Genomic DNA, 26,483 nt, shown 5'->3' with positions numbered 1-26,483 from the left:
CCCCCGATCGTGCGGCCGACCTGTTTGGATGCAGGGGTGAGCACAGTCCCCGGCACCGCCGTCCGCCCCCCGCTGCGGCGCCCGCGGACGATGCTGCTCGGCGGAGTGTGCACCGCGGTCGCCGACCACCTCGGCTGGAGCGTGCGGAGGACCCGCCTCCTCGCCGTCCTCACGACCGCGCTCGGCGGGGGCGGCGCGCTCCTCTACCTCTGGCTCTGGGCGCTGGTGCCCCTCGCGCCGCTCGACTCGCGCGACGCGGACCCGGCTGTCCGCCGCTCCGCTCCCGTCGCCGGCCTGCTGACCCTCGCCGCCGCCGTCGCGGCGCTCGCCGTGCTGATCACCGTCGATCGCGGCGACGACGCCGACATCACGCGCGCGCTGGTCGCCGTCGGCCTGCTCGCGGGAGGCGCCGTCGGCTGGAGCCTCGGACTCGACCGCGGCGACGCCGTCCGCCCCGCCCGGTACGGCTCCGCGGTGCGCCTCGCCTCCTGCGCGCTGCTGGTGCTCGCCGGAGCGGCCGTGCTCACGGGCCGCCCGAGCGCCCTGAACGCGGTGCTCGCCGTGGGCGTGCTGCTGATCGCCGCCGGCGTGCTGGCCGCGCCCCGGGTGGTGACCCTCTGGTCCGAGCTGATGGGCGAGCGGGCCGCGCGCGTGCGCCAGGAGCAGCGGGCCGAGATCGCCGCGCACCTGCACGACTCCGTGCTGCAGACCCTCGCGCTCATCCAGAACCGCGCCGGAGCCTCGAGCGAGGTCGCCCGCATCGCCCGCGCCCAGGAGCGGGAGCTGCGCGACTGGCTGTTCGAGCGCGACGTCCCGGTCGCCAACGACCTGGCCGCCGAGGTCCGGGCGATCGCCGCCGCCGTCGAGCTCGACTACCCCGTGCACCTCGAGGTGGTGGCCGTCGGCGCCTCCGTGCCCGGCGCCGCCGCGCTCCTCGCCGCGACCCGCGAGGCCGTGCTGAACGCGGCCCGGCACGCGGGCGGCGACGTCTCGGTGTACCTCGAGTCCTCCGTGCAGGGCGTCGACGTGTTCGTGCGCGACCGCGGCCCCGGCGTCGTCCTCGACGAGGTCCCCGGCGACCGCCTCGGCATCCGCGAGTCGATCATCGGCCGGATGGCGCGCGCCGGCGGCAGCGCGACCGTGCGACCCGGGGTCGGCGGCACCGGCACCGAGGTGCACCTGCGGCTCCCCGCAGAGGTCGAGCGGTGACCCGCGTGCTGCTGGTCGACGACCACTCCATCTTCCGCTCGGGCCTGCGGGCCGACCTCACTCCCGAGCTCGAGGTCGTCGGGGAGGCGGCCGACGTCGACTCCGCCGTCGGCCTGGTCGCCTCGCTCGCGCCCGAGGTGGTGCTGCTCGACGTGCACCTGCCCGGCGGCGCGGGCGGAGGAGGAGCGGAGGTGCTGCGGCGCAGCGCCGGCTCGTCGTCGCGGTTCCTCGCGCTCAGCGTCTCGGACGCCGCGGAGGACGTGGTCGGCGTGATCCGCGCCGGCGCCCGCGGCTACATCACCAAGGCCAGCTCCGGAGCCGAGGTGAGCCGGGCGGTGCTCGCGGTGGCGGGCGGGGACGCCGTGTTCTCGCCGCGCCTGGCCGGCTTCGTGCTCGACGCCTTCGGGGCGCTGACGGGCGAGCAGGCGGAGTCGGTGGACGAGCTCGACCGCCTCTCGGCTCGCGAGCGCGAGGTGATGCGCCTGATCGCCCGCGGCTACGCCTACAAGGAGGCGGCCGCCGAGCTCTTCATCTCGGTCAAGACGGTCGAGTCCCACGTCTCCGCCGTCCTCCGCAAGCTGCAGCTCTCCTCCCGCTACGAGCTCACCGCCTGGGCCTCGGCGCGGCGTCTGCTGTAGGAGTCGAGGGGGGCAGGCGTGCGCGCCGCTCCGGGTGCCACCGTGCGATTCGCAGGGGATCCGCCGCCCAGGAGCCGCGCCGCGCGGCGGAACGCCCTTCTCGACGCTGATCCCCTGCAGATCGCACGTTCGGCGGGCCTGCGAGGAGCGCCGCTCCGGGTGCCACTGTGCCATTCGCAGGGGATCCGCCGCCCAGGAGCCGCGCCGGGCGGCGGAACGCCCTTCTCGACGCTGATCCCCTGCAGATCGCACGTTCGGCGGGCCTGCGAGGAGCGCCGTTCCGGGTGCCACTGTGCCATTCGCAGGAGATCTACCGCCCAGGGGCTGCATCAGGCGGCGGAACGCCCCTTCGCGCGCGGATCCCCTGCGAATCGCACAGCCCGCCTCACACCTCCGGGTCGTCCTCGGCGGCCGCGCGGCGGCGCGCTCCGAGGCCGAGCGCGGTGGCGCCCGCTGCCAGGAGCGCGGTGGCGCCCGCGATCAGGCCGACGCTCTCGACTCCGGTCGAGGCGAGCCCACCGCCCGACCCGCCGACGGGCAGCGGGGTCGGCGTGCCGGTCGGCGCGGCCGTGGGCACCGGGGACGGAGCCGCGGTGGGCGCCGCGGTCGGCCCGGCGGTCGGTGCCGCGGTCGGTGCCGTGGTGGGAGCCGCGGTGGGCGCGGTCGTCGGAGCCGTGGTGGGCCCGGCGGTCGGCGTCGGAGTCGGCGCCATCACCTGCGACGCCGGCAGGATCTGCACGATGGTCGGACGCGGTGCCGCCACCGCTCCCGCCGCCGTCGATCCGTAGTCCGGGAAGAACGACGTCGGCGCCTCGAAGGTGCCCTCCTCGCCCGGGTGCTGCACCGCCACGAACACGTGCTGGTCGAGGTCGTGGACGATCGGCCCGCAGGTCTCGGCGTCGCGCGGCACCGAGAGGAACTGCTCCACCCTGCCGCGCGTCGCGCCCTCGAGCGCCACCGTGAAGAGCCCGTCGTTGTAGCCGATGCCGCTCGGGGCGCCGTCGGTCGAGATCCAGAGGTTCCCGACCGAGTCGAAGGCCAGGTTGTCCGGGCACGAGATCGGCGAGACCTGGTCCGCCGGGAAGCCGGAGAAGTAGACGACGTCGCCCTGCGCCTGGTCGCCGCAGAGCATCAGCAGGTTCCAGGTGAAGGTGCGGCCGGTCTGGTCGCCGCCGTCCTCGATGATCTCGACGATGTGGCCGTCGCGGTTCTCGGTCCGCGGGTTGACCTCGGTCGCTCCCTCCTTGCTCCCCTCGGTGCCGCGGGCGGAGTTGTTGGTGCAGGCCACGTAGATCCGCCCGCTGACCGGGCTGGGCTGCACGTCCTCGCAGCGGTCCATCTTGGTCGCGCCCGCTGCGTCCGCCGCCTGGCGGGTGTGCACGAGCACCTCGGCGACGCTCATCCCGGCGATCGTCGAGGCGCCGTTCAGCACCAGGGGCAGCCACTCGCCGATCCCGTCGAACCCGCCGTCCGAGGGGACCGCGCCGGTGCCGGTGATCTCGGCCACGGGGGAGTCGCCGGTGAAGCGCGCGACGTAGAGGTCGCCCTCCTCCAGCAGGGTCTTGTTGTGGGCGCGGTCGCCCTCGATGTAGCGCTTCGTGGAGACGAACTTGTAGAGGTAGTCGAAGCGCTCGTCGTCGCCCTGGTACGCGACCACCCGGCCGTCCGGCGCGATGACGACGTTCGCGCCCTCGTGCTTCAGCCGGCCGAGCGCCGTGTGCTTCTTCGGCGTGGAGTCGGGGTCGAAGGGGTCGAACTCCACGATCCAGCCGAAGCGGTTCGGCTCGTTCTCGTAGCCCGGGGTGCGGGCGTCGAAGCGGGGGTCGTCGAGCTCCCAGAGGCGCGAGGTCTCGGAGTCGGCGAGGCCGTAGCGCTTCTCGGCGTCGCTCGTGCCGACGGCGCGGAAGTAGCCGTTGAAGTTCTCCTCGCCCGAGAGGATCGTGCCCCACGGCGTCGTGCCGCCGGAGCAGTTGCCGAGCGTGCCGAGCACGGTGCGGCCCTCGGGGTCGGCGACCGTCTTCAGCAGGTCGGTGCCGGCGGCGGCGCCGGTCACCTCGTAGGGGGTGTCGATCAGGTAGCGGCGGTTGCGCTCGCCCCCGCGGACGTAGGCCCACGGGCGGTCGACCGCGGTGCGGACCAGCTCGACGACGCTGAGGCCGTGGGCGGCGCGGCCGACGGCGCGCACGCGCTCCGGCTCCGCCTCGAGCTGCGCGGCCGGGAACATGATGCTCTCGTTCGTGTACTCGTGGTTCACGACGAGCAGGGCGCGGAGGCGCTTCGAGCCCGGGATCTCGACGATGTCGGTGTAGTCGTTGTTGTAGCCGAACTGCGCGGCCTGGGCGGCCTCCGTCTGGTCGGCGATGTCGAAGGCGGGGCTGTCGGCGAAGAGCGGGTCGCCCCAGCGGATGATCGGCTGCCAGGCGAAGCCCTCGGGGACGGTGAACCGGTCGACGGTGTACGGCACCGGAGCGATCGGAGTGAAGGCGAGCGGCGAGCCGTCGGCCGCGGTCGCCACGGCCGCCTCGGCGGTGGGCGCTCCTCCGGCGGAGGCGACGGCGACGGTGACCGCGCCGGCCAGGCCGAGGCCGAGGGCGCTGCGGCGGGAGAGCTGCGACGAGACGATGTCGCGGAAGTAGCTGTTGTGCGAGGTGTTGCAGGTCGCGGTGGAGCAGGCGTTGGCGCACTTCAGCGCGCAGGTGACGGGGCTGCGCTTGCCGCGCACGTGGCCGGCCATCGGGAGGAGGAGCGGGCGGCGGGCGGTGTCTGACATGGAGGTCCTTCGATCACGAGCAGGAGATGCGATCGAGGCAAGCAGGGGGAGGGGGCGCCGATGCCGCCGGGCGGAGGCTCCTCCCTGAACGGAATATGAACGTTCTCACAAGAAGGCGAGCCTCACCTTCCCTCCCGGCGGCCCTCCGAGCGGGCCTCCAGGACCGCACCGACGTTCCCCGCGATCCACTCGACGACCGGCAGCAGCCGCTCCGCCAGCTCCGCCCCCAACGGCGTCAGCCGGTACTCGACGTGCGGCGGGACGACCGGCCGCGCCTCGCGGTGCACGAAGCCGTCCTCCTCCAGGGTCCGCAGCGTCTGGGCGAGCATCTTCTCGCTGATCCCGCCGATCCGGCGCCGCAGTCCGCCCCAGCGCAGCGTGCCCGGCGCGAGCGCCGCGAGCACCAGGACGCCCCACTTGCTGGTCACGTGCCCGAAGATCTCGCGGCTCGGGCAGTCAGCGGAGTAGACGTCCCCGACGAGCAGGGGGGAGTCGGCGATGGTCATGGGGGCTCCTCGGGATCAGGGGTGGTGACAGTACTAACAAAATAGTGGGTACTGCATTCCGGGAAGCAGGAGGAGGATGCGCCGGTTGCACCCTCCTGGCGGCGGACCCCGCCCGCCCCACCCGTCAGGAAGGACCCCTCATGACCCTCGTCGTCACCGGAGCCACCGGCCACCTCGGCCGTCTCGCCGTCGAGCACCTGCTCGCCCGCGGCACCGCCGCCTCCGACATCGTCGCCACCGGCCGCGACGCCGCGAAGCTCGAGGCGCTCGCCGCCGACCTCGGCGTCCGCACCGCCGTCGCCGACTTCGACGACCCCGCCTCGCTCGACGCCGCCTTCTCCGGCGCCGAGGCCGTCCTCCTCGTCTCGGGCTCCGAGGTCGGCAGGCGCGTGGCGCAGCACACCGCCGCGATCGAGGCCGCCGTCCGCGCCGGCGCGCGCCTGGTCTACACGAGCGCCCTGAAGGCGACCACGAGCCCGCTCATCCTCGCCCCCGATCACAAGGCCACGGAGGAGGCGATCGCCGCCAGCGGCGTCCCCGCCGTGATCCTCCGCAACGGCTGGTACAACGAGAACTACGAGCAGACCGTCGCCGAGCTCGCCGCCACCGGCAGCACCCTCTCGAGCGCCGGCGAGGGCCGCGTCGCCAGCGCCGCGCGCACCGACTACGCCGAGGCCGCCGCGGTCGCCCTGACCGACCCGTCCCTCGTCGGCACCGTGCACGAGCTCTCCGGCGACACCGCCTGGAGCTTCGACGAGCTGGCCGCGATCGTGGCCGAGGTCGCCGGACGCGACGCCGCGATCAGCCACGTCTCCTCCGACGAGCACGCCCGCGTCCTCACCGGCGCCGGCGTCCCCGAGGGCGGAGTCGGCTTCGTCGTCGGCCTCGACGCGAACATCGCCGACGGCCTCCTCGGCGGGACCGACGGCTCGCTCTCCCGTCTGATCGGGCGGCCGACCACGACGATCCGCGCGTACATCGAGGAGCAGATCGGGCGCTGACGCTCCGGCGTCCCCGCCGGCCCCGTCCGGCTCGCGAGGAGCACCCCGCTCCCGCGAGCCGGACGCGGGCGCGCCCGCCCGGCCTCCCGGCGCCTGGCGCGCCCGGCCCGCCGCCCCTCGCGCCACCGTGTCGGCGCCCCGACGTAGGCTGTCCGCCATGACCTCGACGACGCCTCGCTCCGGTATCGACCGCTCCGAACTCGACCCCGCGACGCGCCCGCAGGACGACCTCTACCGGCACGTCAACGGGCTCTGGATCGACCGCACCGAGATCCCCTCCGACAAGGCGCGCTACGGCTCCTTCCACGTCCTCCAGGAGGAGGCGGAGAAGGCCGTGCGCGACATCATCGTCGAGGCGCAGACCGCGGAGCACGGCACCGAGGAGCGCCTGTTCGGCGATCTCTACGCCTCCTTCATGGACGAGGAGCGGGCCGAGGAGCTCGGCGCCGCCCCGATCGCCGACGACCTCGCCGCCGTGCAGCGGGTCGACTCGATCCCCGGCCTGCTCCGCGCGGTCGGCGCCTTCGAGCGCACCGGCGTCCCCGGCCTCTTCGGCCTCTTCGTCGACAACGACCCGGGCAGCCCCGAGCGCTACCTCGTCTTCGTCAACCAGGGCGGCCTCGGCCTGCCGGACGAGAGCTACTACCGCGAGGAGGAGTTCGCCTCCGTCCGCGAGGCCTACACGCCGTTCGTCGCGCGGATGCTGGCGCTGGCCGGCATCGACGCCGCCGAGGCCCGCGCCGAGCGCATCGTCGCCCTCGAGACCGATCTGGCCGCCGCGCACTGGGACAAGGTCCGCAGCCGCGACAGCCAGGCGACCTACAACCTCCGCTCCTGGTCCGAGGTCGAGGAGCTCGCCGCGGGCGTCGACCTCGGCGTCTGGCTCACCGCGATGGGCGCTCCGGAGGGAGCGCTCGCCGAGGTCGTCGTCCGCCAGCCGAGCTTCCTCCAGGGCCTCGCGGGCCTGCTCACCGAGGACCGGCTCCCGGCCTGGCGCGACTGGCTGTCCTGGCAGGTGATCCGCGGAGCCGCGGCCTACCTGTCCAGCGGCTTCGTCGACGCCAACTTCGACTTCTACGGCCGCACCCTCACCGGCACCCCGCAGAAGCGGGAGCGCTGGAAGCGCGCCGTCTCGCTCGTCGAGGGCTCGCTCGGTGAGGCGGTCGGCCGCACCTACGTCGCCCGCCACTTCCCCGAGACGGCGAAGGCCGCGATGGACGTGCTGGTCGCCAACCTCATCGAGGCGTACCGCCGCTCCATCGTCGACCTGGAGTGGATGAGCCCCGCCACCCGCGAGCGCGCGCTCGAGAAGCTCGCGAAGTTCACGCCCAAGATCGGCTACCCGGTGCGCTGGCGCGACTACTCCGCCCTCTCGATCGACCCGGCCGACCTGCTCGGCAACGCGCGCCGCGTCGCCGAGTTCGAGTTCGCCCGCGAGCTCGGCAAGATCGGCCGCCCGCTCGACCGCGACGAGTGGTTCATGACCCCGCAGACGATCAACGCGTACTACAACCCCGGCTTCAACGAGATCGTCTTCCCGGCCGCGATCCTCCAGTTCCCCTTCTTCGACGAGGACCGCGACCCCGCCGCCAACTACGGAGCCATCGGCGCCGTCATCGGCCACGAGATCGGCCACGGCTTCGACGACCAGGGCTCGCGCTTCGACGGCGACGGCCGCCTCACCGACTGGTGGACCGAGGAGGACCGGGCCGCGTTCGAGGAGCGGACGAAGGCGCTCATCGCGCAGTACGACGCGCTCGCTCCCGCGACCACGCCCGGGCACCACGTGAACGGCGCCCTGACCATCGGCGAGAACATCGGCGATCTCGGCGGCCTCGGCATCGCGTGGAAGGCGTATGTGCTCTCGCTGGGCGGCGAGGAGCCGCCCGTCGTCGACGGCCTGACCGGCGCCGAGCGCTTCTTCCTCTCCTGGGCGCAGGCCTGGCAGCAGAAGTCGCGCGATGAGGAGACGATCCGCCTCCTCGCCATCGATCCGCACGCTCCGGCCGAGTTCCGGTGCAACCAGATCGTCCGGAACATCGACGAGTTCTACGCTACTTTTGACGTCTCCGAAGGCGACGCCCTCTGGCTCTCCCCGAGCGAGCGCGTCACCATCTGGTAGTCGCCGCCGACCACCTCCGCACCACGGACGAGGAGCCCCGGGCATCGAGAGCCGACCGATGCCGCGGGGTCGTCCGCCGATCGCGCGTCCTGCCGGCGCGTGAGGACCCAGGTCCCCCCTCCGCACGACCGCACTCCCGACCCGTAGAGGGGCCGTACCCGTGGTGATCCCCACCAGCGAGACCCGCCGTGAGAGCCGACGCAACCGCCGGGGGCGCCACAAGGGCGGCGGCGACCGCGAGAACTTCCAGCGCGGGTTCGACGCCCTCGGGCGTCTCGCGATCGACGGGGTCGTCGTCTCGGCTCGCGCCGTCGACCTGGCGACCGGCCGCACGCTCTTCGCGGTCGACGACTCCGTCTCGATGCCCACCGCCTCCCTCGGTACTGTCGTGCTGCTGATCGAGGTCGCCGCCCGGCTGGCGAACGAGCCGCAGGAGAACCTGCGCCTGGTCGACCGGACCGCGGCGGACGCGGTCTCCGGTTCCGGGCTCTGGCAGCACCTCCAGGTGCCGTCGATGCCGATCGCCGACCTCGCCGCCCTCGTCGGGGCCTCGAGCGACAACCTCGCGACCAACGTCCTGCTGCGCCGCGTCGGCCTCGACGCCGTGCGCGAGCGGGCCGAAGCGCTCGGCCTCTCCCGTACCGCCCTGCTCGACGTCGTGCGCGACGAGCGCGGCCCGGACGACGCGCCGCAGCTCTCGATCGGCTCCGCCCGCGAGCTGACCTGGCTGCTCGCCACCCTCGCGAACGGCGAGATCGTCGACGCCGCCGTGAGCTCGCGGGTGATCGGCTGGCTCTCGCTCGGCACCGACCTCTCGATGGTCGCCGCCTCGTTCGGGCTCGACCCGCTCGCGCACCGCCACCCCGACCACGGGGTCCTGCTCGTCAACGCGACCGGCACCGACGTCGGCGTCCGCGCCGAGGCGGGCGTCCTCCGCGGCCCGCGCGCCGGAGTCGCCTACGCCGTCGCCACCCAGTTCGACGACACGACCCTGCACTACCGCCTCGCAGTGCTGGAGGGCATGCGCACCCTCGGAGCCGACCTGCTCGAGTACGTGCACTGACGGCTGCCGAGTCGGATGCTCCTCCGGGGCAGGCCGACCAGGCGGGGCCCCTCGTGCGCCTCGTCAAGTCCGTGACCGCCCGCGGGGGCGCGACCTAGGCTGCCCGCAGCGGCGCCGCCTCCCGGCGCACCGCGGAGAGGGAACCATGAGCAGCTTCGGCTTCGACGCCCCCGAGGACGTCACCGACACCACCCGCCCCGACGGCGACTCCCTGCCGGTCCCGCCGGAGGACCCGGCCGAGATCGACGACCCCGAGGCGATCGACGAGGCGCTCGACCAGGGCGCCGACGCCCGCCTCGACGACGACCAGGACCCGCCGGAGCACCCCTTCATCCCGTCGCCCAGCTGATCGGCGGGCCGGGCGCCCGAGCGGCGCCCGGCTTCCTCCGAACAGGCTGCTCCTCCGAGCGGACTACTCCTTCGAGCCCGGCTTCAGGCGTTGCGCGAGGCGCTTGATCGGGTGGGCGGGCTCGCGCTCCGCCGGGTCCTCGACCTCGAGGCCGTAGAACGTGCCGATGTCGCCGACGAACGCCTTGCGGCGGGCCCTGTCGTAGGCGCGGATCTCGCGGCGGAAGGCGATCACCGTCGCGACGCACATCAGGATCATCACGACGCTGAAGGGCAGGGCCGAGAGGATCGCCGCGGTCTGCAGGGCGTCGAGGCCGCCGGCGATCAGGAGCGACAGCGCGAGCAGCGCGGTGGCGACGGCGAAGAACACGCGGATGCGGTTGCGCGGCTCCGGCTCGCCGCCGGTCGCGATCATCGACATCACGAGCGCGCCGGAGTCGGCGGAGGTGACGAAGAAGACGCCGATCAGGAGGATGGCGCCGATCGTCAGCACCGATCCGGCGGGCAGTCCCTGCAGCATCGAGAAGAGCGCCAGGTTGGTGTCCACCGAGCCGTCGGCGCCGACGAGGCCGCCGTCGCCGTAGAGCTCGCGGTAGATGGCGGTGCCGCCGAGGACGCTGAACCAGAGGAAGGTCATGATCGTCGGCACGAGCAGCACGCCGCCGACGAACTCGCGGACCGTCCGGCCCTTGGAGACGCGCGCGATGAAGATGCCGACGAACGGCGCCCACGACATCCACCAGCCCCAGTAGAACGTGGTCCACGAGGCCTGCCACTGCTCACCCTCGCGGCCGGCGTAGGCGCTGACCGTGAAGGTCAGGCCGATGAAGTTCTGGAGGTAGTTGCCGAGCGACTGCACGAACTCGCGCAGGAGGAACTGGGTCGGGCCGGCGACGAGCACGAAGACGAGGAGCGCCGCCGCGAGCAGCAGGTTGCCGGTCGAGAGCCACTTCATGCCCTTGCCGACACCCGAGATCAGCGAGAGGACGGTCAGGCCCGTGACCACGGCGATGACCACGATCTGCACGGTGAGCGACGACTCCACGATGCCGCTCGCCTCCAGGCCCGCGGAGATCTGGGTGACGCCCAGGCCGAGCGAGGTGGCGACTCCGAACATGGTGCCCACCAGGGCGACCACGTCGATCGCGTTGCCCCAGCCTCCGCGGACCCGGCGGCCCAGCAGCGGCTCCAGCGCCCAGCGGATCGACACCGGCCGCTTGCGGCGGTGGATCGCGTAGGCGAGGGCGAGGCCGACCACCACGTAGATGGACCAGGCGTGGACGCCCCAGTGCAGGTAGGTCTGCGAGATGGCGCTCTGCGCGAGCTCCGTCTCGGTGCCGGTGACGCCCGGGCGCGGAGTGGCGAAGTGGGTGAGCGGCTCCGCGACTCCGTAGAAGACGAGGCCGATGCCCATGCCGGCGGCGAAGAGGAGCGAGATCCAGGCGAGCATCGAGAACTCGGGCTCGTCGTCGTCGGCGCCGAGCTTGATGTCGCCGAAGCGGCTGACGCCCATCCAGATGGCGAAGGCCACGAAGACCGCGGCGATCAGCACGTAGTACCAGCTGAACGTGTTGACGACGGTGGTCTGCAGCGTCGAGAACACGGAGGTCGCGGCGTCGGGCGCGAGGATCGCGAAGGCCGCGATCGACAGCGTGAGGACGGCGGCGGGCCAGAAGACCCACCGCGCGAGGCGGTGCGGAGGGGCGGTCGTGCCCGCGGTGGCGGGGGCGGTGTCCGGGGAGGACGGGTGCTCGGACATGGGGTCCTCTCGTCGGCGGCAACCGTCCACGGTACACGGGGGCCCGTCGGCGGCCCCGGCCGGGGGAGCCGGGCTGGCACGATCCGGCCCTGGTGCGGGAGGCTGGACCCGTGCAGTTCAGAGTCTTCACCGAACCCCAGCAGGGCGCGAGCTACGAGGATCTCCTCGCCGTCGCGCAGGCCGCCGAGAGCCTCGGCTACGACGGCTTCTTCCGCTCCGACCACTACCTCCGGATGGGAGACGGCGACCCCGGAGTCGGCCCCTCCGACGCGTGGACGACGCTCGCCGGCCTCGCCCGCGAGACCGAGCGGATCGCGCTCGGCACCCTCGTCTCCTCCGTCACCTACCGGCCGCCGGGGATCCTCGCGATCCAGGTCGCCCAGGTCGACGCGATGTCCGGGGGCCGCGCCGAGCTCGGCCTCGGCACCGGCTGGTTCGAGCAGGAGCACGCCGCGTACGGCATCCCCTTCCCTCCGCGCCGCTTCGACCTGCTCGAGGAGCAGCTCGAGATCGTGACCGGCCTGTGGTCGACGCCGATCGGCGAGCGCTACTCCTTCACCGGCGAGCACTACACGCTGACCGACTCCCCGGCCCTGCCCAAGCCCGCGCGCCTGCCGCTGCCGGTGATCGTCGGCGGCGGCGGCCCCAAGCGGACCCCGGCGCTCGCGGCACGGTTCGCGAGCGAGTTCAACCTGCCCTTCCCCGAGTTCGACGCGATCCCGGGCGCCTTCGAGCGCGTCGACGAGGCGTGCCGCGCGATCGGGCGCGAGCCCTCGTCGCTCGTGCACTCGGTCGCGCTGATCGCGGTCGGCGGAGGCGACGAGGCGGAGTTCACGCGTCGTGCAGCGGCGATCGGCCGCGAGCCGGCCGAGCTGCGCGAGCACGGAGTGGCCGGCGGCGTCGACGAGGCGGTCGACCGCCTCGAGGCCCTCCGCGAGGCCGGCTGCGAGCGCGTCTACCTGCAGTTCATGGACCTGCAGGACCTCGACCACCTCGACTTCTTCGCCCGGGAGGTCCTGCCGCGCCTGTCGGCCTAGGGCGGGCGCCGCTGCCAGGTCGGCCGCTGCTGCCGGCGTGGCCGCTGCTGCCGCCGGCTCCGCGCCGACTGTTCAGGAGTTGTCGCACTCGCGCTCGACTGCGACAACTCCTGGCCTCTCGCGATCTCCGCCCACGCGCGGCTCCGCGCCGACCGTCCAGGAGTTGTCGCACTGGACGCCGAGTGCGACGACTCCTGGCTTCTCGTGGTCCCCGTCCACGCGACTCCGCGCTCGACGGTCGCCGGCTCCGGCCCGCGCGCTCGGGCGCCCGCCCGCGCCGCCGCCTACGCTGGAGGGATGGCGGACACGATCGAGCGCGCGGACGAGCGCCTGGCGACCCGCTCGGCGGCCGAGGTCCCGTGGATCGTGCTGGTCTGGGACGACCCGGTCAACCTGATGTCGTACGTCTCGTACGTCTTCCGCAGCTACTTCGGCTTCGGCCGGGCCGAGGCGGAGCGGCTGATGCTGCAGGTGCACACCGAGGGGCGCGCGGTCGTCGCGACCGGCAACCGCGAGGAGATGGAGCGGCACGTGGAGGCGATGCACGGCTACGGCCTGTGGGCGACGCTGCAGAAGGCCGACGCATGAGCGTCCCGCTGAGCCCCGCCGCAGCGGGGACGAGAGAGCACCCCGACCGCGGCACCCGGGGGCCCCGCTGATGCGCGCGTTCCGCCGTGACTCCTCCGGAGCGGCCGTCGCCCGCTTCGACCGCGAGGAGGCCGGGATCCTCCGTCATCTGGCCGGCGAGATGCTCGAGCTGCTCGACCGCGGGGCGTCCTCGGACCAGGCCCGCTCCGATCCGGCGCTCGCCCGCCTCCTGCCCGACGCCTACCGGGACGACGCCGAGGCGGCCGACGAGTTCCGCCGCTTCACCGCTCCGGACCTCGCCGCCCGCAAGATGGACGACGCCCGCGCCGTCACGGCGGCCCTCGACGCCGGCGACGGGACGAGCCACGGCCGGATCTTCGAGGGGCTGGGCGAGGTCGCGGTGCGTCTCGAGGAGCCGCAGGCGATCGCCTGGCTCCGCGCACTCACCGACATGCGGCTCGCTCTGGCCGTGCGGCTCGGCATCGACGACACCGACGACGTCGTCCCGGAGGAGGGCGGCGCGGCCGCGATCCGCAGCGTCTACGACTGGCTCGGCGGCGTCCAGGACGGACTCGTCCGCGCCGTCGACGTGTGATCCGCTCGTCCTTCCAGCGATTCCACAGCTGTGGACAACCCTGTGGAAAGGTGTGGAGAACCGGCTCCGGGAGCACCTCGGAACGGCGGAGCGCCGGGCGCGGGGGTGTGGAAACGCGTAGCGTCCACCCTGTGAACACTCCGAGCACCGCCGACGTCCAGCGCACCGCCGACGACATCCAGGACTCGCGGGCGGTGCGGACCCTCGCCCGCGGCGGCTTCGCGGCGAACGGCCTCGTCCACCTCCTGATCGGAGTGATCGCGCTCGGCGTGGCCCGCGGCGGCGGAGGCGACGCCGACCAGAGCGGTGCCCTCGGCGCCCTCGCGGCGCAGCCCGGCGGTCTGGTGATCCTCTGGATCTGCACGGTCGGCCTCTTCGGCCTGGCGCTCTGGGGGCTGCTCGAGGCGTTCCTCGTCCGCCCGCGCGAGAGCGCCCTGAAGACCTGGGGCAGCCGGCTGAAGGAGGCGGGCAAGGCCGTCGTCTACGGCGCCCTCGGCGTGACGGCGCTGAAGTTCGCGACGGGCGGCGGGTCGAGCTCGTCCGAGTCGTCCGAGAGCGCGAGCGCCCAGGTCCTCGCGGCGCCGGGCGGAGTGGTGCTGCTCGTGATCGCGGGACTTGCCGTCCTCGCGGTCGGCGGCGTCTTCGTGTACCGCGGAGCGAGCCGGAAGTTCCTCGAGAACGTCGCGGAGCCGGGCGGCACGGCGGGCACCGTCGTCACCGTGCTCGGCGTCGCCGGCTACGTCGCCAAGGGCGTGGTCCTCGGCGCGCTCGGCGTGCTGCTGATCGTCGCCGCCGTCACCCACGATCCGGAGCAGGCGGGCGGGCTCGACGAGGCGCTGAAGTCGCTCGTGGAGCTGCCGGCGGGCGTGTTCCTCCTCGGCTTCGTCGCGGTCGGCCTCATCGCCTACGGGCTCTTCTGCTTCGCCCGCGCGCGCTGGCCGCGCCTCTGATGTCGGAGAGCGGATCCGCTCCATACCTGTCACCCCCCCTTCCGCGCAACTGGTCCCGCCGTCCCGGAGTCGGTGACACGCTGAGGCCTGTGAGTGCTGGAGGCGAGGACGCGACCGGAGGACGGGTGCGTCCGCCGCTGACGCAGGACGCCGCTCGTCTGCTGGCCCGCTCCGCCACAGGGGACGCCTCCGCTCTGGGAGAGCTCGTCGACCGCTTCGGCGGCCTCGTCTCGGCGTGCGTCGGCACGGTCCAGGCCGACCCGGCCGGCCGCGACCGCCTCTGCACCGACGTCTTCACCGCCGTCTGGCGCCGCTCCCGCGAGGGCGCCCGTTCGACGGAGCCCGTGCTCTGGGTGCTCGAGGTGCTCTGCGAGACCCTCGGCTCCGCGCAGGAGCTCGCCCGGCGTCCGCTCGGCAGCGGCCTGCTCGCCCTCGACTGCCCCGACCGCGAGCTCCTGCTGCTGGCTGCGGCCGGCGGCTTCTCGCAGGCCGAGATCTCGGCGCTGACCGGGATCGACGAGTTCCGGCTGCGCTCGATCCTGCGGACCGCGCTCGAGGCGCTCCAGGGCCGCGACAGCGATCTTCTGACGGCCTGACCGCCGGAGCCGTCGCGGGAGTAAAGTTGAGTCCGTCGAACTCAACTTTCGAGCCACGGAGGAGACCACCATCATGCAGGCCGGTCGGATGCCCCAGCAGGACGAGAAGTCCGCTCTCGAGCAGTACGGCGTCAACCTGACCGCCATCGCGGCGAGCGGCAAGCTCGACCCGGTGATCGGGAGGGACGCCGAGATCCGGCGCGTCAGCCAGGTGCTCACGCGCCGCACCAAGAACAACCCCGTCCTCATCGGAGAGCCCGGCGTCGGCAAGACCGCCGTCGTCGAGGGGCTCGCCCAGCGGATCGTCGCGGGCGACGTCGCCGAGAGCCTCAAGGGCAAGCAGCTCGTCAGCCTCGACCTCTCGGCCCTGATCGCCGGAGCGAAGTACCGCGGCGAGTTCGAGGAGCGGCTGAAGGCCGTGCTCCAGGAGATCGAGGAGTCCGACGGCCGGATCATCACCTTCATCGACGAGCTGCACACGCTGATGGGCGCGGGCGGCGGGGAGGGGTCGGTGGCGGCCGCGAACATGCTCAAGCCCATGCTGGCCCGCGGCGAGCTGCGGATGATCGGCGCGACGACGCTCGACGAGTACCGCCAGTACATCGAGAAGGACGCCGCTCTCGAGCGCCGCTTCCAGCAGGTCTTCGTCGGCGAGCCGACCGTCGAGGACACCGTGGCGATCCTCCGCGGGCTGAAGGAGCGCTACGAGGCGCACCACAAGGTGGCGATCGCCGACTCCGCCCTGGTCGCCGCCGCATCGCTCTCGAACCGCTACATCACCTCCCGTCAGCTGCCGGACAAGGCGATCGACCTGATCGACGAGGCCGCGTCACGGCTGCGCATGGAGATCGACTCCGCCCCGGTCGAGATCGACGAGCTGCGACGCTCGGTCGACCGGCTGAGGCTCGAGGAGCTGGCGCTGAAGAAGGAGAAGGACGAGGCCTCGAAGGCGCGTCTGGAGAAGCTGCGCGAGGACCTGGCCCGCCGCGGCACCCAGCTCGAGGAGCTGCAGGAGCGCTGGGAGCGCGAGCGCGCCTCCCTCAACCGCGTCGGCGAGCTCAAGAACCGCCTCGACGCCCTGCGGATCGCCGCCGAGCGGGCGCAGCGCGAGGGGAAGCTCGAGCGCGCGTCGAAGCTGCTCTACGGCGACATCCCCGTGATCGAGCGCGAGCTCGCGGCCGCCGAGGCGGAGGAGGAGCCGGCCGAGGGCCGCATGGTCAACGAGCAGGTGACGGCCGACGACATCGCCGCGGTGATCGCCGCCTGGACCGGCATCCCCGTCGGGCGCCTCCTGCAGGGCGAGACCGAGAAGCTGCTGCACCTCGAGACCGAGCTGCACCGCCGGCTGATCGGCCAGGACGAGGCGGTGTCGGCCGTCGCGGACGCGGTGCGCCGCACCCGCGCGGGCATCTCCGACCCCGACCGGCCGACCGGCTCCTTCCTCTTCCTCGGGCCGACCGGCGTCGGCAAGACCGAGCTGGCGAAGGCGCTCGCCGACCACCTCTTCGACGACGAGAAGGCGATGGTCCGCATCGACATGTCGGAGTACGGCGAGAAGTTCGCCGTCTCGCGGCTGGTCGGCGCCCCTCCCGGCTACATCGGCTACGAGCAGGGCGGCCAGCTCACGGAGGCGGTCCGCCGCCGCCCGTACTCGGTGGTGCTCCTCGACGAGATCGAGAAGGCGCACCCCGAGGTGTTCGACGTCCTGCTGCAGGTGCTCGACGACGGCCGCCTCACCGACGGCCAGGGGCGGACGGTCGACTTCCGCAACACGATCCTCATCCTCACCTCCAATCTGGGGTCGCAGTTCCTCGTGGACCCGGCGCTGTCGCGGCCGCAGAAGGAGGAGGCGGTCCAGCAGATGGTGCGCCAGGCCTTCAAGCCCGAGTTCGTGAACCGGCTCGACGACATCGTGATCTTCGACGCGCTCGACCGCACGGAGCTCGGCGAGATCGTGTCGCTGTACGTCGACCGGCTGTCGAGGAGGCTCTCGGAGCGACGGCTCGACCTGGCAGTGACGCCCGCGGCCCGCGGATGGCTGGCCGAGCGCGGCTACGACCCGCAGTACGGGGCGCGGCCGCTGCGCCGGCTGATGCAGCGGGCGATCGACGACCAGCTGGCGACGGCGCTGCTCGGCGGCGCGGTGCGCGACGGGGACGTGGTGCTGGTGGACGTGGCGCCGGACGGCGAGAGTCTGTCGGTGACGGCGGGGATGCCCGCGTCGGGCTGACCGGGGCGCCCGGCGCCTGACTTCTGCGCTCTCGCGGGGGCGACCGCGGGGGCGGCGACGGGACGTCCCTCCACAGGGCACACGAGTGCGGCGGTCGTCCACAGTCGCGGGATCCACGGTCCGCGCGTCCAGCGGGCTCCGTAGCGTCGGCGGCATGTCCTTCGAAACGCCCGGCCCCCGGATGGCCGACCTCCCTCCCGAGGAGCGGCCGAGGGAGCGCCTCCGCGCCTACGGACCGGAGGCGCTCACCGACGCCGAGACCCTCGCCGTGCTCATCGGGGCCGGCGTCCGCGGCGCGAACGCGACCGTCGTCGCGCAGCGCCTCCTCGCGCGCTTCGGGGGCATCGACGCCGTCGCCCGGGCCGGGGTGGCCGATCTGATGCGGCACCGCGGAGTCGGCGAGGTCGCCGCCTGCCGCCTGGTCGCCTCCTTCGAGCTGCGGCGGAGGATGAACCGCGCCGCGCGCGCCGCCCGCGTGACCGACGCCGCCGGCCTGGCCGGGCTCGTCGCTCCGCTGCTGGCCGCCCGGCCGCTCGAGACCGTGCTGGCGGTGGCGCTCGCCGAGTCCGGAGCCGTCCGCGACGTCCTGACGCTGGCCGACGGAGCTCCGGCGCACGCCGAGATCCCCGTCGCCGCCGTGCTCGCCGAGGTGCTCGCGAGGGGCGCTGCGGGAATCGGCCTGGCGCACAGCCACGCGGGCGAGGCCGCGGTGCTCCCCTCCGACCGAGCGGCGACGCGGGCGATCGCCGACGGGGCCGAGGCGTGCGGCCTGCGGTTCCTCGCGCACGTCGTGATCGGACGCGACGGGTGGGCGGAGGCGCTGCCGTGACGCGGCGCAGGGCCGCTCCGGGGCCGCTCCGGTCCGACACGACGCCTCCCGGCCGGCCGCCGGACCGCCCCCGGTGGCGCCCGGGGCCCGCGCGTGGAGTGTCGGCGCGCGTTCGTGCAAGCCCCCGCCTCTCCGGCGCCCGAGGCCGGTCGCGGGCGTACCGTGGACGCCGACCCCACCCCCCTCCCGACCAGGAGCACCCATGCGAGCAACACTCATCCACGGCGAGCGCGACATCCGACTCGAGGAGGTCCCCGACCCGCAGCTCTCGACGGGGCGCGACGCGATCGTCCGCGTCACCGCCGCCTGCGTCTGCGGCTCCGACCTGTGGCCCTACCGCGGCGTCACTCCGACCGAGGAGGCGCACCGCATCGGCCACGAGTTCGTCGGCGTCGTCGAGCAGATCGGCGACGACGTGCACGACGTCGCGGTCGGCGACTTCGTGATCGCGCCGTTCTACGTCTGCGACGGCACCTGCGCGAACTGCGCCAACGGCGTCTCCACCTCGTGCCTCACCGGCGGCTGGTGGGGCGCCGAGGTCCGCGAGGAGGGCTTCGCGGACGGCGCCCAGGGCGAGAAGGTGCGCGTCCCCCTCGCCGACGGCACGCTCTTCCGCGTGGGCATCGACCCGGACCCGGCGCTCATCCCCAGCCTGCTCACCCTCGCCGACGTGATGGGGACCGGCCACCACGCCGCGGTCTCGGCCGGCGTCACCGCGGGCTCGACCGTCGCGGTCGTCGGCGACGGCGCGGTCGGCCTCTGCGCCGTCCTGGCGGCCAAGCGCCTCGGCGCGACCACGATCATCGCGATGTCGCGGCACGAGTCGCGGCAGAACCTCGCCCGCCGCTTCGGCGCGACCCACATCGTCGAGACCCGCGGAGACGAGGGCGTCGCGCGCGTCCGCGAGCTGACCGGCGGGATCGGCGCCGACTGCGTGCTCGAGTGCGTCGGCACGAAGGAGTCGATGCAGCAGGCCCTCGACTCCGCCCGCCCCGGCGGCATGGTCGGCTACGTCGGCGTCCCCAACGGAGGCCCCGAGCTGCCCGTCCGCCAGATGTTCGGCTCGAACGTGGGCGTGAACGGCGGAGTCGCGCCGGTCCGCGGCTACATGGCCGAGCTGCTCCCCGACGTGCTCAGCGGTGCGATCGAGCCCGGTCTGGTCTTCGACCTCGAGCTGCCCCTCGAGGAGATCGCCGAGGCGTACGCCGCCATGGACGAGCGCCGCGCGATCAAGACCCTCGTGCGTCCGTAGTCCCGCCGAGGGGCGCCGGCACGGCCGCGAGGAGTAGCCTCCCGCGCATGACCGCGTCAGCCCGCACCGCCGCGACGGCGCCCCTCTTCCACCCCGATCTCGCGCTCGGCCGCTTCCTCCCGCCGATCGTCCTCGGCCCGCGACTGCTGCGCCTCGCCACGCGACGCGCGGCCGAGGGAGGCGAGGCCCCGCCCGACATGGTGGTCGACGACCTGGAGATCCCCGTCGCCGGAGCCCCTCCCGTCCGGGCCCGCAGCTACCGGCCGCGCATCCTCCGCGGCACCGCTCCCGCGCTCCTCTGGGTGCACGGCGGCGGCATGGTGCTCGGGAGCCACCTCCAGGACGAGGCGTCCTGCATCGACTTCGCCCGCACCCTGGGCATCACGGTCGTCTCCGTCGACTACCGCCTCGCGCCCGCGCATCCCGCCCCGGCGGCCGTCGAGGACGTGCTGGCCGTGTTCGACCGGCTCGTCGAGCACGCGGAGGAGCGCGGCGTCGATCCGGCGCGCATCGCCGTCGGAGGCGCGAGCGCGGGCGGCGGGATCGCCGCGGGTGCGACCCTCCTCGCCCACGACCGCGGAGGAGTGCAGCCCGCGTTCCAGCTGCTCGTCTACCCGATGCTCGACGACCGCACCGTCACCCGGCCGGGTCCTCCTCCGCGCGGTGTCCGCGTCTGGACCCCGGGCAGCAACCGCTTCGGCTGGACCGCCTACCTCGGCGGTGAGCCCGGCGCTCCCGGCGTCCCGGCGTACGCCGCCCCCGCCCGCCGCGACGACCTCACGGGCCTCCCGCCGGCCTGGATCGGCGTCGGCAGCCTCGACCTCTTCCACGACGAGGACGTCCGCTACGCCGAGCGCCTGCGCGCGGCCGGAGTGCCGTGCGGGCTCGAGATCGTGGAGGGCGCCTTCCACGGCTTCGACGCCCTGTTCCGCCGCACCGGCGTGGCGAGGCGCTTCTGGGCGGCGCAGGCCGCGGCGCTCGCCGGGGCGCTCCTCGCCTGACCCCCGCCTCGACGCCCCGCCTCGACGCGCCGCGCCGATTCCGTCTCCGGCGCTCGGCACTGCGAGGCTGAGGGGCGGCGGCCGCCGCCGTCCGCGCGCCACCTGCGCCGCACGTGCGCCGGACCCGTCCCCGCCCCGCCGACCCGCCCGTCTCCAGGAGGACCCATGGACATCGACCGCCTCGCCACCCGCTACGAGATCGCCCTGCCCGCCTGGATCGGGGACGCCCTCCGCGACGTCCCCGAGGTCCTCCCGAGCCTCGAGGACCGGATGGCCCTCGTGCACGCGCTCGCCGACCGCAACTTCCGGGAGGGGAACGGCGGCCCGTTCGCGGCGATCGTCGTCGAGCGCGACTCCGGTCGTCTCGTCTCGGTCGGAGTGAACGTCGTCCTCGGCAGCGGAGTCTCGTCCGGCCACGCCGAGGTCACGGCGCTCGGGCTCGCGCAGACCGCGCTCGGCACCTGGGACCTCGGCGGCGAGGGCCTCCCCGCGCACGACCTGGTCGTCAACTGGCGCCCCTGCGTGCAGTGCTACGGAGCGACGATGTGGTCGGGAGTGCGCCGCCTGGTCGTCGCGGGCTCCGGCCCCGAGCTCGAGGAGATCAGCACCTTCGACGAGGGGCCGATGCGCGAGGACTGGGCCGCCCAGTTCGAGGCCCGCGGCATCGAGGTCGTCGACGGCGTGCTCCGCGACGAGGCCCTCGACGTGTTCCGCGCCTACCGCGCCTCCGTCGACTCCGGCGAGGTGCTCGTCTACAACGCCCGCGCCGATTCCTGACTCAGCGGGGCCCCGTGCGGTCCTGAGCCGCGGGACCGCTGGAGGCGGTCAGCGGCGGCTCAGCGCCACCAGTCGTCGAACATCGACAGCGGCACCTGGCGCTTGTGCTCGGTCGCGGCGTACCGCGCCTCGATCGCCTCGGCGACGGCCCGGTCGACCTCGCCGCCCTCGAGGTAGGTGTCGAGGTCGGCGTAGGTGAGGCCGAGGTTCGTCTCGTCGGTCTGGCCGGGGTTGTCGTCGAGCAGGTCCGCCGTCGGCGCCTTCTCGTAGAGCCGGGCGGGAGCGTCCAGGTGCTCGAGGAGCGAGCGGCCCTGCCGCTTGGTGAGACCGGTGAGCGGGAGGACGTCGGCGCCGCCGTCGCCGTACTTCGTGAAGAAGCCGGTGACCGCCTCGGCCGCGTGGTCGGTCCCGACGACGAGCATCCCGGCCTGGCCGGCGATCGCGTACTGCGCGATCATGCGCATCCGCGCCTTCACGTTGCCCTTGACGAAGTCGCTGATCGGCTCGTCGACCGCGTCGCCGAACGCCGCGGCCACGCCGTCGACGCCCTGGTGGATGTCGAAGACGACCTGGCGGTCCGGGCGGATGAACGTGAGGGCGAGCTGGGCGTCCTCCTCGTCGGCCTGCACCTTGTAGGGCAGGCGGACCGCGATGAAGGAGGCGTCGCCGCCGCTCGCGCGGACCTGCTCGACCGCGAGCTGGCAGAGGCGCCCGGCGAGGCTCGAGTCCTGGCCGCCGCTGATGCCGAGGACGAGGCCCTTCGCGCCGGTGCTGCGGAGGTAGTCGGCGAGGAAGCCGCTGCGCCGTTCGACCTCGGCGGCCGGATCGACGGCGGGGGAGACGTGGAGCTCGGAGATGATCTGCTGTTGGACGTCGCGCACGGCTCAACGCTACTCCGGATGCTCCCCGGCGGCCCCTCCTCGCCGCGGACGCGCAGGCTCCGGACGTCTCCCCGAAACAGGCGCCGCCCGCGCCCCGTCGCGTCCCGCGTCGCGCCCTGCGTCGACACACCGCCCCGCCTTCCGAGACGCCGCTGCCTCGTCCGCTCGGCGCGGCGCCTACCCGCGCTCGGCGACGATGCGGGCGATGCGCGCCGGGACGGTGTCGTCCTGGAGGCTCGTCACGTCTCCGAGCGGTCGGCCGTCGCGGATGTCGCCGAGCAGCCGCCGCATGATCTTGCCGGAGCGGGTCTTGGGCAGATCCGGCACCACGACCACGTCGCGCGGCTTGGCGATCGGCCCGATCGCGACCGCCACGTGGTCGCGCAGGACCGCCGAGAGCGTCGTGCCGAGCGCGGTCCAGTAGGCCGGGTCCTCCTCGGCGCGGTCGACGGCCTCGTCGGAGGGGATGACGAACGCCGCGATCGCCTGCCCGGTCGTCGCGTCGGCGACTCCGACGACTCCGGCCTCGCCGACGGCCGGATGGGCGACGAGGGCCGACTCGATCTCGATCGTGGACAGGCGGTGCCCGGAGACGTTGATGACGTCGTCGACGCGGCCGAGCACCCAGACGTCGCCGTCGGCGTCGTACTTCGCGCCGTCTCCGGAGAAGAACCACCCCTGGGACGCGTAGCGGGCCCAGTAGGAGTCGCGGTAGCGCTCCGGGTCTCCCCAGACGGTGCGGGCGAGCGCCGGCCCGGTCCGGTCGACCACGAGGTAGCCGCCGGAGCCGTTCGGCACGCGCTCGCCGTGCTCGTCCACCACGAGGACCCCGAGCCCGGGCAGGGCTCCGAGCGACGATCCCGGCTTGAGGGTCGAGACGCCCGGCAGCGGGCACATCACCGCGGCGCCGGTCTCGGACTGCCACCAGGTGTCGACGATCGGGCAGCGCCCACCGCCGATCGCCTCGTGGAACCAGACCCAGGCCTCGGGGTTGATGGACTCGCCGACCGTGCCGAGCAGGCGCAGGCTCGACAGGTCGTACTGCGCGGGCACGCCGTCGGGGAACCAGGTCATCAGCGTGCGGATCAGCGTCGGCGCCGTGTAGTAGACGGTCACCCCGTACCGCTCGATGATCTCGAAGTGCCGGGCCGTGTGCGGGGTGCTCGGGGTGCCCTCGTAGATCACCTGGGTGAGCCCGTTCGAGAGCGGTCCGTAGATCTCGTAGGTGTGCGCGGTGACCCAGGCGAGGTCGGCGGTGCACCAGTGCACGTCGTCCGGCTTCGCGTCGAACACCGCCCAGTGCGTCCACGAGGCCTGCGTGAGGTAGCCGCCGCTGGTGTGCACCAGCCCCTTCGGCTTCCCCGTCGTGCCGGAGGTGTAGATGATGAACAGCGGCGTCTCGGAGTCGAAGGCCTCGGCCTCGTGGACGTCGCTCTGCGCGTCGACCAGCTCGTGCCACCAGACGTCGCGGCCCGGGGTCCAGGGGACGTCGGTCTCACCGGTGCGGCGGACGACGAGGACGTGCTCGATCGAGGCGACGCCCTCGACCGCCCGGTCGGCGCCCGCCTTGACCGGCACCGCCGCTCCGCGCCGGAACTGCCCGTCCGTGGTGACCAGGAGCTTCGCACCGGTGTCCTCCACGCGGAACCGCACCGCCTCGGCCGAGAAGCCGCCGAAGACGAGCGAGTGGATCGCTCCGATCCGCGCGATCGCGAGCGTGATGACGATGGTCTCGGGGATCACCGGCAGGTAGACGACGACGCGGTCGCCCTTGCCGATCCCGAGCGCGGTCAGCGCGTTCGCAGCGCGGGAGACCTCGCGCTGGAGCTCGGCGTAGGTGATCGACCTCCGGTCGCCGCGCTCGCCCTCGAAGTGGAGGGCGGTCTTCCCGCCGCGTCCCGCGTCCACGTGGCGGTCGACGCAGTTGACGGCCACGTTCAGCCGTCCGCCCTCGAACCAGGTCGTGCGCGGCACCGAGAGCGAGCCGTCGGGCAGCGGAGCGGCCGGCTCCCAGCTGTGCGCGGTGTGCCACGGCTCCGCCCACTCGAGGCGGCGGGCCGCCTCCTCCCAGAACGCGACCGGATCGGCGGCGGCGCGCGAGTACTCCTCCGCGCCGGCGTTCGCCTGTGCGGCGAAGTCCGCGGGCGGCGGGAACCGGCGGTGCTCGTCGAGCAGGTTGGCGATCGTCCCGCTCACGCTCCGAGCTCCTTCCCCGGCGCTCACGCCCACTTCCTCACGGCGTAGCGCTGGAACACGCCGACGACGGCGTCGGTGAGCTTGCCGAGCACGGCCAGCAGGACGATCGCCAGGAACACCCGGTCGATCCGGCCGTTGTTCTGGCTGTCGATGAGGCGGAAGCCCAGGCCCATCGAGGAGGCGATGAGCTCGGAGGCGACCAGGAACAGCCACGACTGAGCGAGCGCGAGGCGCAGCCCGGAGATCACGGAGGGGATCACCGCGGGCAGCTGCACCGTCGTGAAGAGCCGGACGCCCGAGAGCCCGAAGGCGCGGCCCGCCTCGACGAGGTGCCGGTCGACGTGGCCCAGCGCGGTGGCCACCGTGGTGAAGACGGGGAAGAACGCGCCGATCGTGATCAGGGTGATCTTCGACTCCTCGCCGATGCCCATCCAGAGCAGCAGCAGCGGGACCCAGGCCAGCGACGGGACCGCGCGGATCGCGCCGAGGGTCGGCCCGAGGACGACCTCCCAGACACGGGAGAGCCCGAAGAGCGCGCCGACCACGAGCCCGAGCGCCGACCCGAGCGCGAACCCGATGAGCACGCGCTGCGTCGAGATGGCGACGTCCTGGCCGAGGTCGCCGCGCTGGGCGAGGTCGACGCCGGCCGCCCAGACCATCGCGGGCGAGGGGAAGACAGCGACCGAGACCATCCCGGTCGTCGTCGCGATCTGCCAGGCGGCGAGCAGCAGCACGGGCAGGACGGCGCCTCCCGCGACGACGAACCACCGCCGCGACGTGAGCGGGCGGGAGCGGTCCTCGCGGAGCCGGCGCTGGGAGGCCGCGACCGACGGGCCCGCCGTCACGAGTCCGGGCGCACCCGGCATCAGCGCGGACAGCGCGCTCCGGCGCAGCACATCGGCGTCGGTCGCGGTGTCGTCGTCGCGGATCGTCATCGTCGGTCTCCTCGGATCGCGGGGGTCGGGGGCGGAGGGCCGGGCCCTCAGGCGCCGATGGCGCTCGGGTCGGCCGCCGAGGCGTAGGTGTCGTCGAGCAGCGAGTCGAGCGCGTCGTCGACCTGCTGCTGCGAGGCGACGTCGCCGTTCTCGACGAAGATCGGGCCGATCACGGCGAGCACGTCGGTCTGCGCGGAGCCGGGGACGTTGTCGACGTCGAGGTTGCTGCGCTCGGTGATGACCGTCGTCGCCACCGCCACGTCGAGGCCGGCGACGGAGGCGAGGATGCTCGCCGTCTCGTCCTGGTTCTCGAGCGCCCAGGCGCGGGCGTGCTCGTACGCGTTCACGACGGTCTGCGCGAGGTCCGGCTTCTCCGCGAGGAAGCTCTCGGTCGCGTTGAGCAGGCCGTAGGAGTTGAAGTCGACGTTGCGGTACAGCAGGGTCGCCCCGGCCGCCTCGGCGCCGGCCATGATCGGGTCCAGGCCCGCCCAGGCGTCGACGGAGCCGTTCTGCAGCGCCGCCCAGCCGTCGGCGTGCTGCAGGTTCTGCACCGTCACGTCGCCGATGCCCAGCCCGGCGGCCTCGAGCGCCTGCACGAGGAAGAAGTAGGGGTCGGTGCCCTTGGTGGCCGCGATCTGCTTGCCCTTCAGCTGCTCGACCGAGGTGATCGCCGAGCCGGCGGGGACGACGAGGGCCGACCACTCCGGCTGCGAGAAGATGTCGATCGTCCTGATCGGCGAGCCGTTCGAGCGGGCGAGCAGCGCGGCGGAGCCGGCGGTCGAGCCGACGTCGATCGCTCCGGCGCGCAGGGCCTCGTTGGCCTTGTTCGAGCCGGCCGACTGCACCCAGGCGACGGTGACCTGCTGGTCGGCGAGGGCGGCCTCGAGCCAGCCCTTCTCCTTGATGACCAGGCTCAGCGGGTTGTACGTCGCGAAGTCGAGCGTGAGCGTGCCCCCCTGGGTTCCTCCGGAGGCGGCGTCGGCGGTCGCGGCCGCCGCTCCTCCTCCGCCCTCGCCCTGCACGCAGCCCGCGAGGAGCGGGACGGCGGCGGCGGTGAGCAGACCGGCGAGTGCGGTGCGGCGGGTGAGCGGGGAGCGGGTGAACGACATGGGGGCCTCGGCTTCGGGGATGCGGTGACAGTGAGTGTGGACGCTGCGGGGGAGGGCGGCGACCGGAGGTCGATCACCTACGCCGAGCTCC

Annotated in this window: 23 protein-coding genes; 16 read left to right on the top strand and 7 right to left on the bottom strand. The window is 73.6% G+C overall.

The features are described from left to right. The first annotated feature begins 36 nt into the window (after nucleotides 1-36). Nucleotides 37-1,209 (top strand): sensor histidine kinase, encoded by a 1,173-nt coding sequence (locus C5D44_RS07195; RefSeq protein ID WP_104277303.1) that lies wholly within the window; start codon nucleotides 37-39, stop codon nucleotides 1,207-1,209. Then, nucleotides 1,206-1,847, top strand: a complete 642-nt coding sequence (locus C5D44_RS07190; RefSeq protein ID WP_104281264.1) for a response regulator transcription factor — start codon at nucleotides 1,206-1,208, stop codon at nucleotides 1,845-1,847. The genes C5D44_RS07195 and C5D44_RS07190 overlap by 4 nt, the downstream gene beginning before the upstream one ends. A 385-nt stretch (nucleotides 1,848-2,232) precedes the next feature. Here C5D44_RS07190 and C5D44_RS07185 read toward each other — a convergent pair whose 3' ends face one another. Further along, nucleotides 2,233-4,617, bottom strand: coding sequence for a PhoX family phosphatase (locus C5D44_RS07185; RefSeq protein ID WP_104281263.1), 2,385 nt, complete (start codon nucleotides 4,615-4,617; stop codon nucleotides 2,233-2,235). Nucleotides 4,618-4,739: 122 nt separating this feature from the next. Beyond that, nucleotides 4,740-5,123, bottom strand: coding sequence for a helix-turn-helix domain-containing protein (locus C5D44_RS07180; protein ID WP_104281262.1), 384 nt, complete (start codon nucleotides 5,121-5,123; stop codon nucleotides 4,740-4,742). 140 nt (nucleotides 5,124-5,263) lie between these two features. Here C5D44_RS07180 and C5D44_RS07175 point away from each other — a divergent pair, with 140 nt between their 5' ends. The 4 genes from C5D44_RS07175 (at nucleotide 5,264) to C5D44_RS07160 (ending at nucleotide 9,658) form a co-directional block, all read left to right on the top strand. After that, complete coding sequence (locus C5D44_RS07175) at nucleotides 5,264-6,124, top strand: SDR family oxidoreductase (protein WP_104281261.1); 861 nt, start codon at nucleotides 5,264-5,266, stop codon at nucleotides 6,122-6,124. Nucleotides 6,125-6,281: 157 nt separating this feature from the next. Further along, nucleotides 6,282-8,246 (top strand): M13 family metallopeptidase, encoded by a 1,965-nt coding sequence (locus C5D44_RS07170; protein WP_104281260.1) that lies wholly within the window; start codon nucleotides 6,282-6,284, stop codon nucleotides 8,244-8,246. Between the two features lie 160 nt (nucleotides 8,247-8,406). Then, nucleotides 8,407-9,309 (top strand): serine hydrolase, encoded by a 903-nt coding sequence (locus C5D44_RS07165; RefSeq protein ID WP_104222833.1) that lies wholly within the window; start codon nucleotides 8,407-8,409, stop codon nucleotides 9,307-9,309. Nucleotides 9,310-9,454: 145 nt separating this feature from the next. Continuing rightward, nucleotides 9,455-9,658 (top strand): hypothetical protein, encoded by a 204-nt coding sequence (locus tag C5D44_RS07160; protein ID WP_104277309.1) that lies wholly within the window; start codon nucleotides 9,455-9,457, stop codon nucleotides 9,656-9,658. 63 nt (nucleotides 9,659-9,721) lie between these two features. Here C5D44_RS07160 and C5D44_RS07155 read toward each other — a convergent pair whose 3' ends face one another. After that, entirely contained in the window at nucleotides 9,722-11,416 is a 1,695-nt protein-coding gene (locus C5D44_RS07155) for a BCCT family transporter (protein WP_104281259.1), read from the bottom strand. Between the two features lie 110 nt (nucleotides 11,417-11,526). Here C5D44_RS07155 and C5D44_RS07150 point away from each other — a divergent pair, with 110 nt between their 5' ends. From C5D44_RS07150 to C5D44_RS07105, 10 genes are all read left to right on the top strand, one after another. Further along, nucleotides 11,527-12,453 carry an LLM class F420-dependent oxidoreductase gene (locus tag C5D44_RS07150; protein WP_104281258.1) on the top strand — a complete coding sequence of 309 codons (927 nt, stop codon included), beginning with the start codon at nucleotides 11,527-11,529 and terminating at the stop codon, nucleotides 12,451-12,453. Nucleotides 12,454-12,750: 297 nt separating this feature from the next. Continuing rightward, nucleotides 12,751-13,041, top strand: a complete 291-nt coding sequence (gene clpS, locus C5D44_RS07145) for an ATP-dependent Clp protease adapter ClpS (protein ID WP_104222829.1) — start codon at nucleotides 12,751-12,753, stop codon at nucleotides 13,039-13,041. A gap of 70 nt (nucleotides 13,042-13,111) precedes the next feature. Continuing rightward, complete coding sequence (locus tag C5D44_RS07140) at nucleotides 13,112-13,636, top strand: DUF2017 domain-containing protein (protein ID WP_104281257.1); 525 nt, start codon at nucleotides 13,112-13,114, stop codon at nucleotides 13,634-13,636. A 131-nt stretch (nucleotides 13,637-13,767) separates the two neighbouring features. Continuing rightward, nucleotides 13,768-14,586: a DUF1206 domain-containing protein gene (locus C5D44_RS07135; RefSeq protein ID WP_258067902.1), complete on the top strand. Its 819-nt coding sequence runs from the start codon at nucleotides 13,768-13,770 to the stop codon at nucleotides 14,584-14,586. 89 nt (nucleotides 14,587-14,675) lie between these two features. Then, on the top strand, nucleotides 14,676-15,182 hold the full coding sequence (locus C5D44_RS07130; RefSeq protein ID WP_146082507.1) for an RNA polymerase sigma factor: 507 nt from the start codon (nucleotides 14,676-14,678) through the stop codon (nucleotides 15,180-15,182). A 73-nt stretch (nucleotides 15,183-15,255) separates the two neighbouring features. Further along, nucleotides 15,256-17,412, top strand: a complete 2,157-nt coding sequence (locus tag C5D44_RS07125; protein ID WP_104277315.1) for an ATP-dependent Clp protease ATP-binding subunit — start codon at nucleotides 15,256-15,258, stop codon at nucleotides 17,410-17,412. A 154-nt stretch (nucleotides 17,413-17,566) separates the two neighbouring features. Further along, a complete protein-coding gene (locus C5D44_RS07120; protein ID WP_104304276.1) occupies nucleotides 17,567-18,241 on the top strand; it encodes a RadC family protein in 675 nt (224 codons plus the stop codon). 202 nt (nucleotides 18,242-18,443) lie between these two features. After that, on the top strand, nucleotides 18,444-19,493 hold the full coding sequence (locus tag C5D44_RS07115) for a zinc-dependent alcohol dehydrogenase family protein (RefSeq protein ID WP_104277317.1): 1,050 nt from the start codon (nucleotides 18,444-18,446) through the stop codon (nucleotides 19,491-19,493). A 47-nt stretch (nucleotides 19,494-19,540) separates the two neighbouring features. Then, complete coding sequence (locus C5D44_RS07110; protein WP_104281254.1) at nucleotides 19,541-20,494, top strand: alpha/beta hydrolase fold domain-containing protein; 954 nt, start codon at nucleotides 19,541-19,543, stop codon at nucleotides 20,492-20,494. 165 nt (nucleotides 20,495-20,659) lie between these two features. Continuing rightward, complete coding sequence (locus tag C5D44_RS07105; RefSeq protein WP_181027247.1) at nucleotides 20,660-21,271, top strand: nucleoside deaminase; 612 nt, start codon at nucleotides 20,660-20,662, stop codon at nucleotides 21,269-21,271. A gap of 59 nt (nucleotides 21,272-21,330) precedes the next feature. On the opposite strand, the gene nadE is transcribed toward C5D44_RS07105, so the two are convergent. The 4 genes from nadE to C5D44_RS07085 all read right to left on the bottom strand — a co-directional run bounded on the left by nadE (nucleotide 21,331) and on the right by C5D44_RS07085 (nucleotide 26,392). Then, nucleotides 21,331-22,152 carry an ammonia-dependent NAD(+) synthetase gene (nadE, locus tag C5D44_RS07100; protein WP_104281253.1) on the bottom strand — a complete coding sequence of 274 codons (822 nt, stop codon included), beginning with the start codon at nucleotides 22,150-22,152 and terminating at the stop codon, nucleotides 21,331-21,333. A gap of 177 nt (nucleotides 22,153-22,329) precedes the next feature. After that, entirely contained in the window at nucleotides 22,330-24,348 is a 2,019-nt protein-coding gene (gene acs, locus C5D44_RS07095; protein ID WP_104277320.1) for an acetate--CoA ligase, read from the bottom strand. 23 nt (nucleotides 24,349-24,371) lie between these two features. After that, entirely contained in the window at nucleotides 24,372-25,283 is a 912-nt protein-coding gene (locus tag C5D44_RS07090; RefSeq protein ID WP_258065352.1) for an ABC transporter permease, read from the bottom strand. A 47-nt stretch (nucleotides 25,284-25,330) separates the two neighbouring features. Further along, nucleotides 25,331-26,392, bottom strand: coding sequence for an aliphatic sulfonate ABC transporter substrate-binding protein (locus tag C5D44_RS07085; protein WP_104281252.1), 1,062 nt, complete (start codon nucleotides 26,390-26,392; stop codon nucleotides 25,331-25,333). Nucleotides 26,393-26,483 lie beyond the last annotated feature (91 nt).

Origin of the sequence: Rathayibacter sp. AY1B5, assembly GCF_002932795.1 — a bacterium.
Lineage (GTDB): Bacteria > Actinomycetota > Actinomycetes > Actinomycetales > Microbacteriaceae > Rathayibacter.
This window is presented reverse-complemented; position numbering and strand designations above follow the sequence as displayed.